Below are 10817 nucleotides of genomic sequence, written 5' to 3'. Positions count from 1 at the left end.
ATCAGCAAAAATCCACACAAGTTGTTCTTTAGTTATGCTTTTAAATAGTGTCAAGCTACTGTCGTCCAGTAACTGATATATAGGGTATTTCTCTTTGCTAGTTCGTTTAAGTTAAGAACTTATCCTATCTAGCGAGCCGACTATCATATCATAATGATTTGGTTTGTCAAGCTTTTTTATAATTTGTTTCAATGGGTTAGCCAGGTTTGTTATATGTAATTGACATATAAGTTGTTCCGGTTCTCCCTAATGAGGTGCGTATTATAGACGGTTTGAACTGGGTGTCAACCGATTTTCGATAGATTTCTTAATTTATTTTAGAAGACGGTAAACAAACCATATTTTTCAATAGCTTAGTAAAAATCAGATATTAAACCAAAGAAGATTATTCTCTAGACATGCCTTAATGTTTAATTATTATTTGCTACGAAGCTTATTAGTAAGCTCAATTGGACATTTATAAACCCTAGATTTTTTTGTTATAGCAGATGTATCTATAGATATATTCGTCACTATTGATATTGACATTAAGCGTACCTATATAGGGAAGCTGACTTCGTCGCGGCTGTCTAGTGTTAATAGACAGCGTTTGCTATAATAACGGCTTCTATGACATTACTGCATGGCACTCCTACTTACTCTTATGAACAAGCAACTTATTCTATATTATAGCGATTTGATGATCAGTTATTAGATAGCTACTTAATTAGCATAATATATAAGATAAATTTTAGCTCAGTGCTTGTAGTTAATGCTCATTTCTTACAACATATCCAACATATCATAGTGGTTAGATATAATTGACGTGATCTTACGGTTATATGATTGATGGTTGCAATCATCACTGCCAACGGACCCAAAAAGGTGAATAGATTATGGTAGCGATTACTTTACCTGATGGTAGCGTAAAAAACTTTGAAGGCAATACAACGGTCATGGAAGTGGCGCAAAGTATTGGAGCGGGCTTGGCGAAGGCGACGGTCGCGGGACGCGTTGATGGTCATTTAGTAGATGCACACGACCCTATCGTTGCCGATGCAAAAGTTGAAATCGTGACGCCAAAAGACGCTGATGGCGTCGATATCATTCGCCACTCATGTGCCCACTTGTTAGGTCATGCGGTAAAACAGCTTTATCCTGACGTAAAAATGGTCATCGGTCCTGTTATCGAAGATGGCTTTTATTATGACATCTATAGTGAGACGCCATTTACCCCTGAGCACATGGAAAAAATTGAAAAACGCATGATGGAGCTGATTAAGCAAGATTATGATGTCATCAAAAAAATGACCCCTCGCGATGAAGTCATCAAGATTTTTGAAGAGCGCGGCGAAGATTATAAGCTGAAATTGATCAATGACATGCCTGGCGAAGAAGCCTTTGGTCTGTATCATCATCAAGAATATGTCGATATGTGCCGTGGTCCACACGTGCCAAATACGCGCTTCTTAAAAGTGTTTAAACTGACCAAAATGTCAGGCGCTTATTGGCGCGGTGATGCCAAAAACGAGCAGCTGCAACGTATTTATGGTACGGCGTGGGCAGATAAAAAAGATTTAAAAGCATATATCCAACGTATCGAAGAAGCGGAAAAACGTGATCACCGTAAGATTGGTAAAGCGTTAAATTTATTTCATATGCAAGAGCAAGCGCCGGGTATGGTGTTTTGGCATGCCAATGGTTGGACTATTTATCAGGTACTTGAGCAATATATGCGTAAAGTGCAGCATGACCATGGTTATGAGGAAATCAAAACGCCGCAAATCGTCGATCGCAGCTTGTGGGAACGTTCAGGCCATTGGGGTAACTATGCCACCAATATGTTTACCACTTCGAGCGAAAACCGTGATTATGCAGTAAAACCAATGAACTGCCCATGTCACGTACAAGTATTTAACCAAGGCTTAAAGTCTTACCGTGAACTGCCGCTACGTATGGCGGAGTTTGGCTCGTGCCATCGTAACGAACCCTCTGGCTCATTACATGGTTTGATGCGTGTACGTGGTTTCACTCAAGATGATGCGCATATTTTCTGTACGCAAGCACAAATTCAGCAAGAAGTTGCGGATTTTATTAAACTGACCCTTGCGGTGTATGAAGACTTTGGTTTTGATAATATCATTATGAAGCTCTCAACCCGTCCTGAAAAACGCGTTGGTAGCGATGAATCTTGGGATTTTGCCGAAAAAGCCTTGGCAGATGCCCTAGATAGCTCAGGTCTTGATTGGGAATATCTACCGGGTGAAGGCGCATTTTATGGTCCGAAGATTGAGTTTAGTCTAAAGGATTCATTGGGTCGTGTCTGGCAGTGCGGTACGATACAGGTTGATCCAAATATGCCTGAGCGCCTTGATGCCGAATTCGTCAATGAGCAAAACGAGCGCGAAACCCCAATTATGCTGCACCGTGCAATCTTAGGCTCGTTTGAGCGTTTTATCGGTATCTTGATCGAAAACTACGCCGGTTGGATGCCTGTATGGCTTGCGCCGCAACAGGTGGCGGTGATGAATATTACTGATAAACAAGCCGATGCTTGTGAAAATGTGGTCCGTGAGCTGAAAAATGCAGGTTTGCGAGCGACGAGTGACTTGCGTAACGAAAAGATTGGATTTAAGATACGAGAGAAAACATTAGAACGCGTTCCCTATATGCTAGTATTAGGGGATAAAGAGGTTGAAACGGGCAGTGTCAACGTCCGAACTCGTGAAGGTGAAAACCTCGGCGTCATGAGTGTTGCAGAATTTATTAGCTTAGTACAGACTGCTGTCAGCAAAAAAGGCCGACAGACCCCAAAAACAGATGAGGAGTAATACCTATTAAACAGTCAAACCGTTTGAACATCAACGAAGATATCAATGCTAAAGAAGTCCGTTTGGTTAAAGAAGATGGCGAGCAAATGGGCGTGGTCGATATCGAAACCGCGATGAAAGCGGCGCGTGATGAAAATCTAGATTTGGTCGAATTGGTTCCTGAAGCCAAGCCGCCAGTATGCAAAATCATGGATTATAAACATTTCCTCTATGATCAAAAGCAGAAAGCGAAAGAAGCGAAGAAGAACCAAAAACAGACCCAGCTAAAAGAGATGAAGCTACGTCCTAGTACTGAAGAGGCGGATTATCAAGTTAAGCTGAAAAAAATCGTCAGCTTCTTGGAAAACCAAGATAAAGTTAAAATCAGTATCCGTTTCCGTGGCCGCGAAATGGCGCACCAAGAGATTGGACGTAAACAACTTGATCGTATCATTGAAGATACCGCTGATATCTCAAACGTCGAACAGTATCCTAAGATGGAAGGCCGTCAAATGGGTATGCTACTTGGACCTACTAAGAAAAAATAATCCACCTGTGGATTATAGCGAGTAGTGGCTGTAAATCGATGTGATGGTTAGTTAATATAATCAATTAACTAACACAGACAGCTCGTTATTATAGATAGTTATACTCTTAACCATCAATATACTCCGGGATATTGATGGTTTTTTCATATTTATTACTGAATACGCCCATTAAATATAAAAAAGCTAAGTACGATAAGCCAAATTCCTCTATAAACGCTTTATAAACCTCAGTTTACAAAACCCATCTTCTCAACCTTTTCATTACCAGTTAATCTAAAGATTATCTCATCACACATATCTCATTCGAATAAAAATCATTGGGTAATAAAAACAATTGAAACCACGACTATAAAAGCGCTTAGCAAAAACTGTTATTCATTAACAATTAATAGTTAATGACAATTAATAGTCAATAAATAGTGTCATTGATAAATAACGTCGTCGGTAAAGAATCCCATTTTTAGATATTATAGGAAATTTTATGCAAGAATTGACCCCGCCCGAAAACGCCTCAACGCCAAGCATCACTTTAACCGCTCCTGAGCCGGTGAAAGAAATACAAAAAAGCGAAGCGGATCAAATGGTGAAACTGGACGAAAGCCAGATTCCTGAACTTGATGCTAAAGTCGATGCCTTTGTCGATCACGTGATTAACAACTCAGTACACAGCGCTGAGTTTCAGCAAAACGTGCAATCTATCCATAATTTGGGCAATAAAGAAATTCGCGAATCGGCACAAGTGTCAAACCGTATGCTCGATTTACCAGCAAAAAGTCTCAATGATAGCTTGTTTGATAACTCACCTATCGCCAAATCATTGACTGAGCTGCGCGGTATTGTTGAAGATTTGGATCCGAGCAAAAAAGAGCTGACCAGCTCACGCAAGCTCTTTGGTCTGATTCCATTTGGTAATAAAGTGCAAGATTATTTCCGTCAATATGAGTCAGCGCAATCGCATATCAACGCCGTGGTGTCCAGCCTTTATAATGGCAAAGACGAACTGCTCAAAGACAATGCCATGATTGAGCAGGAAAAAGTCAATATGTGGGAGCTGATGCAATCGATTCGCCAATACATTTATGTTGGCAAAAAAATCGATGAACAGCTTGAGCAAAAGGTTTATGCCGTTGAAGCCACTGACCCCGAAAAAGCGCGTATTATTAAAGAAGAAATGCTGTTTTATGTACGGCAAAAAAATACCGACTTTTTAACGCAATTGGCGGTAAACGTACAAGGTTACTTGGCCCTTGATACCATTCGTAAAAACAACCTAGAGCTGATTAAAGGTGTGGATCGCGCGACGACGACGACGATCTCGGCGCTACGTACGGCAGTGGTGGTTGCTCAAGCAATGACCAATCAAAAACTGGTACTCGATCAAATCACCGCGCTAAATAAAACGACCAGCAGCTTGATTGAATCAACCTCTGCGATGCTCAAACGTCAATCGCTTGAGATTCATGAGCAGGCAACCAGTAGCACGATTGAGCTTGATAAACTCCAAAACGCCTTCAATAACGTCTATGAAACGATGGATATGATTAGCAATTATAAAATCGAGGCGTTAGAAAATATGAAGCAAACGGTCAATACTCTGACAGCCGAAGTTGATAAAGCGCAGAAATATCTCGATAAGTCGAATCAAACGACTGTCCTTGAAGTATCGAAAGAATTAAATACTAAAAAGATAACCAATCAATCAAATACGGTCGATATTGATATTTGATTGGCTCGCATGTCGAAGGCTGTTAGCGATACAAGCTAGCAGCTACTTGCTATCTGATACACATAAGACAATTGACCTAAGATATTACGGCGTTGTTCGTGTTAAGATAGCACTTATTAATAATTTTAAAAAATAGATACGGTAATTTATGAGTTGGAATGATCCAAACGCCTCGAGTGAGGCACAAAAATACGTTAACCCTATTCCTAGTCGCGAACTGATACTCAGTACGATTAATGAATACGGTGAAGTCACGCATCAACAATTGGCAAAAGCCTTTAATATTGATGACCCTGACCAATTTGATGCTTTAGGCAATCGTCTAAAGGCAATGGCGCGCGATGGGCAAGTAAACCGCGACGGGCGTCCTTATCGCTATCGTACTGTAACCGAACACGATATCGTCACTGGCACCGTGTCAGCTCACCCTAAAGGTTTTGGCTTTGTGATATTGAGCGATATGCCTGATTTGTTTTTGCATGAAAAGCAGATGCGCTGGGTATTTAATGGCGATACCGTACAAGCGGTTGGCACCTCTACGGATAATCGCGGTCGTACCGAAGGGCGTATTGTCGATATCGTTGAGCGTCGCCAAAACAATTTTATTGGTACATTGGCGCATGATGAAGAAGGTTATTGCGTTGAGCTTGGTAGCCCAAATAACCATCAGCCGATTACCGTCACTGAAGAAAACGTGCAAGCGTTAGATGCCAAACAAGGTGCGCCAGTCAAAGTCGATATTATCGATTGGCCAAACCAACACGAGTTTGCCACTGGTAAAATCACTCAAGTCTTATCTGATGATAATGACCGTGAATTGATTATTGAGACGACTCTACTCAACTATGATATCCCGTCAGACTTTAGCGAAGCGGCATTACAGCAGGCCAATAGCTATCAAGAGCCGACCGAAAAAGACTTGAAAGGTCGTACAGACTTGCGCGATTTACCTCTTATTACTATTGACGGTGAAGACGCGCGCGACTTTGATGATGCAGTGTTTGCCGAAAAACGCTCAGGCGGTAACTATCGTGTTTTAGTAGCGATTGCTGATGTAAGCTATTACGTCACGCCAAACTCACCACTTGATAAAGATGCTTACGAGCGCGGCACGTCAGTGTATTTTCCGCATCGCGTGATTCCGATGCTGCCAGAAGTATTGTCTAACGGCCTATGCTCTTTGAACCCCAACCTTGACCGTCTCTGTATGGTTGCCGATATCAAGATATCGCGTGCTGGTAAAGTCACAGGCTACGAATTTTATCCGGGCGTTATGCACTCACAAGCGCGCCTGACTTATAACCAAGTGAATGCTTACCTTGCCAATCCAAAAGATAAAAGCGTTCCTGAATCATTAACGGCTAATAAAGATGTTAAAAAATCGGTCGATACCTTACATCAATTGTATGAGCTGCTGCTAAAAAAACGTGAAGAACGCCATGCCATGGAGTTTGAAACAGTCGAAACGTATATTAAGTTTAATGAAAAAGGTGGCATCGAAGCGATTTTACCGCGTACGCGCGGCGATGCGCAAAAGCTTATCGAAGAATGTATGCTGCTTGCTAATACCTGTGCAGCAAACTTTGCCCTAAAACATGAGTTGCCTGTCTTATATCGTAACCACGATAAGCCTGATAGCGAAAAGTCAATGCGCATTCATGAATATGCCAAAAACTTTGGCTTAAGCTTCCCTGAGGAAAGCCCAACGCAAGCAGATTATCAGCGTATCATCGAAGCTACCAAAGACCGCCCTGACGCGATTAGCATCCACAGCATGCTGCTACGCTCGATGATGCAAGCGAACTATGCGCCTGACAACATCGGTCACTTTGGTTTGGCTTATGATGAATACAGCCACTTTACCTCGCCGATTCGCCGCTATCCTGATTTAATGCTGCATCGCGCGATTAAAGCGAAAGTGACTAATAGCCAGCAGCCAGTAATGGATTTCTCGCTTGAAGATGCTGGCACGCAAACCTCAGATACCGAGCGCCGCGCCGAAAAAGCATCGCGTTATGTGGAATCTTGGCTCAAATGTCATTATATGAAAGATCATGTCGGCGAAGAGTTCGATGGCGTGGTGACGACTGTGACGAGCTTCGGTTTATTTGTGACTTTGACCGACTTATATATCGATGGTCTCGTGCACATCTCCAACGTTGGCGACGACTTCTTTGTCTATGATGAGCAGCAACAACAGCTTATCGGTAAAGACAGAGGCACGGTATTTGGGCTTGGCGATTTGGTTCGCGTAAAAGTAGCGGGCGTTAATATGGACCTGCTACAAATCGACTTTGATCTTAAAGCTAAGCTACAAGCAAGCCAAATGAATCAAACCAAACGCGATCAGCCAAAGAACAATTCGGCTGGTAAGAGCTCTGCTAACAAAACTTCGGCGAATAAACCCCCTTCTAAAAGAAGCAGCAGCCGTGGTAAAGGCACCAGCAAAAAAAGCTAACGTTGCCTAAATGTTAAGATTAAAAAAAGACTAACATTATCGTTAGTCTTTTTTTTGTATTCATTAAAGGGCGATTAATTAGATGCTGTTATTAAGACGCCACTTATTTCAGCCTTAAAATTCTAAACAATAATAACTCTAAGGTTTAAAGCTCCTATTGCGTATTAGCGATTTGCTCGCGGCGTTGTTGACTGACCTGCTCCGCTTGTTCTATCTGCGTGCTTGCTTTATCAAGGATAGCTTTTGGCTGCTGCCCTAACGGCTGACTTGCGATATCTGAAGTATTACTCTCAGCTACGTTAATGTCAGTTTGTTCTGCGACACTACTAGCGGCTAACGCTTCTCTATTTTTTTCACGTTGGCTGCCGCTGATCATATTAAACCCTGCGAGAATAACGATACCAGCCAAAGCAAAAATAATCAGATGTTTGATTTGCATAAAAAATATCTCGTCTATGTCGATAAAAGGTAGATAGACGTTTCGTTGCATTTTTTATGCCGACTTTTATAGTTAGTAATCATTTTTTAATAGATAATCTTCAACGCCACTCTTTTGGGCTATTCTTGCGGACTGTTGTTACTTAATAGGTCGGTTTCATCTGAATTTTCGGCAATTTCTTGCTCAACTTTTTCCATTAGTTTCTGGTCAGGACGCGCATCGAGTACTTCGTCGGCATTGCGACCTTGTAAGATATGCTTGGCCCGCGCCTTTGCTTGTTTCTTATCTTTATCTTCAATGCTAGTACCAGTAGCAGAAGATACATCAGACGCTTTATCAGTTGCAGAAATGTGCGGCGTTACCGTCGTTTCCGCTGGTGATTTATCGTTCGTTTGACTGCTTTGGAAATGCTCAAAGGCTTTTTCTAGCTTATGGTTAAAGCGCAACTGATAAATGGGCTCGGGTAAAGTAAAACCTTCATCTTCTAAGGCATGCTTGGTTTCGCGAATGGCGATACTGCGGGCTTTGGAGAAATCTGCCTCCAATTGATTGACCCATACTTGGAACTGTAAAACGATGTTTGATTCGCCGACTTCTTTGATAACCGCCGTGACTTTTGGCTTATCTAAGGCAAATCCCAACTGACAGATGGCATCGATACCTACCTTGATCGCAGCAAGCGGATCGTCGTTGGCATCAACCCCGAGCTCAAAGGTAAAACGGCGCTCGGGGTTTTTGGTGTAATTTAAAATTGTTGCTTTAAAGACTTCAGCGTTAGGAATACGTAACTGATTGCCGTCTAAGGTCATTGAAATCGTGGCGCGTGAGGTTAGGCGCACCACGATGCCTTCTTGATTGTTAATCAAAATATGGTCGCGGGCGCGAAACGGTTGGCGGATACTGAGCATGAGCGAGGCAATATAGTTCTCAATGGTGTCTTTGACGGCAAAACCAACGGCGATACCAATAACACCTGCCCCACCAAGCAGCGTGCCCAAGATAGTCTCAGCACCAATCAAACTTAACGCTAAGATAAGACCGAAAATGATAAAGATGACTTTAACGGTTTGGGCAAGTAACTCTGCGACAAAGGGATTTGGCGTAAGACGTTGCCACATTTTTTGTCGATTGGATAACCAACTGCCAAACCACGTCACTAAGGCAAATAAAACAATCCCTACGAGTAGTAGCGGCAACGCTTTGACTAGGTTTTTGGTTTGCGCTTTGAGACTCTGATAAACAGTCGAGACATTATCCTGCACATCAAGGGTGCGATTGATTCTATCTTCTACCGTCACCACGTCGGTTAAGCGATTGGTCAGATTAATCGCTTGCTGGGCTTTTTTCTCGTTAGGCGTCTCACCGGTTAAGGTTACAACCCCTTGGTTGACGCTGACACTTACTGCTTGCAAGCCGTCAATTTCTGAAAAAATGCCACTGATACGTTGCTGGATATCATTGTCTTTTAACGGCGTTGGCGTGGTTTCGATTTGGGCATTATTAGTACTTTCACCGCTGATAACTGGCGGTTTTTCAACTGGCGCGGGCGCAGTGTCAGAAGTACTTGGCGTAGCAGGGGTAATAGTGATGGCACTATTTAGACTATTATTTGGCTCATTGGCAGGTGGGGCGTTTATAGCTGGGGCGTTAGGCGTCTGAGCGCTGGTCCCACTGTCAGCTGTACTATCTTCAGTAGCCTCATTATTGAGTATAATACTCTCACTTGTGCTGCTGTCTGTAGCCGCATAAGTTGGCATGCTTAAAAGAACACTTAAAAAGATACTTAATAGCAATAACAGCTGAGCGTAGACGTTTATCGTTATACGCGACTGGCGCTGGCTTAACCTGTGTAGCCTACGTAATTGAGGCTGGTCAACATACGCTGCCATAAGTATCCCTTTATTATTCTAGCTTTATATCACATTTCCAATAACGCTCTCTGGACATGGCGACTAAAAACTATTTACCATCTAGATAAAGCTGCGCCTCACCCAAGTCTAAGGTGCCTTCGTAAATCGCGCGGCCAGTGATAATCCCTTCGATACAGTCACCATAAGGTTTTAGCAATTCAATGTCTTTCATATCGGTGACGCCGCCTGACGCAATCACCGGCAAGCCGCCTTCACGCGCTAAATTAACCGTTTGCTCGACATTGACGCCTTGCATCATGCCATCACGAGCGATATCGGTATAAACGATTGACGATACGCCAACATCAGCAAAACGCTTGGCAAGCTCGGTAGCTTTGGTATCGGTCACGTTTGCCCAACCGTGCGTGGCAACCATGCCATCTTTGGCATCGATACCGACAATAATGTGTCCAGCAAACTCGCGGCAGGCTTCGGTCACAAAGTCAGGATCCTCCACGGCTTTGGTACCAATAATAATGTAGGTCAAACCTGCGCTAATATACTGCTCGATGGTTTTCATATTGCGCACACCGCCGCCCAATTGAATCGGCAGCTTGGGGAAAGCTTTGGCAATGTCGTTGACCACTTGTTTGTGTACTGGGATGCCATCAAATGCGCCATTTAAATCGACTAAATGCAAGCGCCGCGCGCCTTCATTGACCCAACGCGCCGCCATAGCGACTGGATCATCAGAAAATACCGTATCGTCTTCCATACGACCTTGTTTTAAACGCACACATTTACCATCTTTTAAATCAATAGCGGGGATAATGACAGGGACAGCACACATACAGCATTCCTTATAAAACGATATCAGCGATTAAAAATAGTTGAATAATAACAATTTGAATAAGAAAAATTCAAAAGTGAAAAAAGTATCCAAGCCCATCAAAGGGCGACTACATAAAATTTATTTAGCATAGCAAATTAAAAGCAGCTATTAGGGA

The 10817-nt window shown here is 42.7% G+C and carries 7 protein-coding genes; 4 read left to right on the top strand and 3 right to left on the bottom strand.

The genetic code is table 11. The annotated features are described in order from the left end of the window. Positions 1-875: 875 nt before the first annotated feature. The 4 genes from thrS (at position 876) to rnr (ending at position 7521) form a co-directional block, all read left to right on the top strand. The gene (thrS, locus tag JFC07_RS03545; protein ID WP_191692435.1) at positions 876-2810 is read left to right on the top strand and encodes a threonine--tRNA ligase; all 1935 of its coding nucleotides are present in this window, start codon (positions 876-878) and stop codon (positions 2808-2810) included. Positions 2811-2833: 23 nt separating this feature from the next. Continuing rightward, a complete protein-coding gene (gene infC / locus JFC07_RS03540; protein ID WP_144297936.1) occupies positions 2834-3337 on the top strand; it encodes a translation initiation factor IF-3 in 504 nt (167 codons plus the stop codon). A gap of 481 nt (positions 3338-3818) precedes the next feature. Then, complete coding sequence (locus JFC07_RS03535; protein WP_193030559.1) at positions 3819-5063, top strand: toxic anion resistance protein; 1245 nt, start codon at positions 3819-3821, stop codon at positions 5061-5063. 148 nt (positions 5064-5211) lie between these two features. Further along, entirely contained in the window at positions 5212-7521 is a 2310-nt protein-coding gene (gene rnr / locus JFC07_RS03530) for a ribonuclease R (RefSeq protein WP_193030557.1), read from the top strand. 154 nt (positions 7522-7675) lie between these two features. Here rnr and JFC07_RS03525 read toward each other — a convergent pair whose 3' ends face one another. The 3 genes from JFC07_RS03525 to hisA all read right to left on the bottom strand — a co-directional run bounded on the left by JFC07_RS03525 (position 7676) and on the right by hisA (position 10660). Further along, positions 7676-7960, bottom strand: a complete 285-nt coding sequence (locus JFC07_RS03525; protein ID WP_193030555.1) for a hypothetical protein — start codon at positions 7958-7960, stop codon at positions 7676-7678. A 119-nt stretch (positions 7961-8079) separates the two neighbouring features. Then, positions 8080-9717: a mechanosensitive ion channel domain-containing protein gene (locus JFC07_RS03520; protein WP_198328129.1), complete on the bottom strand. Its 1638-nt coding sequence runs from the start codon at positions 9715-9717 to the stop codon at positions 8080-8082. A gap of 202 nt (positions 9718-9919) precedes the next feature. Beyond that, positions 9920-10660, bottom strand: a complete 741-nt coding sequence (gene hisA / locus JFC07_RS03515) for a 1-(5-phosphoribosyl)-5-[(5-phosphoribosylamino)methylideneamino]imidazole-4-carboxamide isomerase (RefSeq protein ID WP_068408306.1) — start codon at positions 10658-10660, stop codon at positions 9920-9922. Between the last annotated feature and the right edge of the window lie 157 nt (positions 10661-10817).

The sequence above is a fragment of the Psychrobacter faecalis genome (assembly GCF_016107575.1).
Lineage (GTDB): Bacteria > Pseudomonadota > Gammaproteobacteria > Pseudomonadales > Moraxellaceae > Psychrobacter > Psychrobacter faecalis.
The sequence above is the reverse complement of the archived record's forward strand: the minus strand, read 5'-3'. Positions and strand labels throughout refer to the sequence as shown.

Bases quoted from the DNA above. Each gene is read 5' to 3' on its own strand.
- JFC07_RS03525 (WP_193030555.1), bottom strand. From the start codon at position 7,960: ATGCAAATCAAACATCTGATTATTTTTGCTTTGGCTGGTATCGTTATT.
- JFC07_RS03520 (WP_198328129.1), bottom strand. From the start codon at position 9,717: ATGCCAACTTATGCGGCTACAGACAGCAGCACAAGTGAGAGTATTATA.
- rnr (WP_193030557.1), top strand. From the start codon at position 5,212: ATGAGTTGGAATGATCCAAACGCCTCGAGTGAGGCACAAAAATACGTT.
- JFC07_RS03535 (WP_193030559.1), top strand. From the start codon at position 3,819: ATGCAAGAATTGACCCCGCCCGAAAACGCCTCAACGCCAAGCATCACT.
- hisA (WP_068408306.1), bottom strand. From the start codon at position 10,660: ATGTGTGCTGTCCCTGTCATTATCCCCGCTATTGATTTAAAAGATGGT.
- thrS (WP_191692435.1), top strand. From the start codon at position 876: ATGGTAGCGATTACTTTACCTGATGGTAGCGTAAAAAACTTTGAAGGC.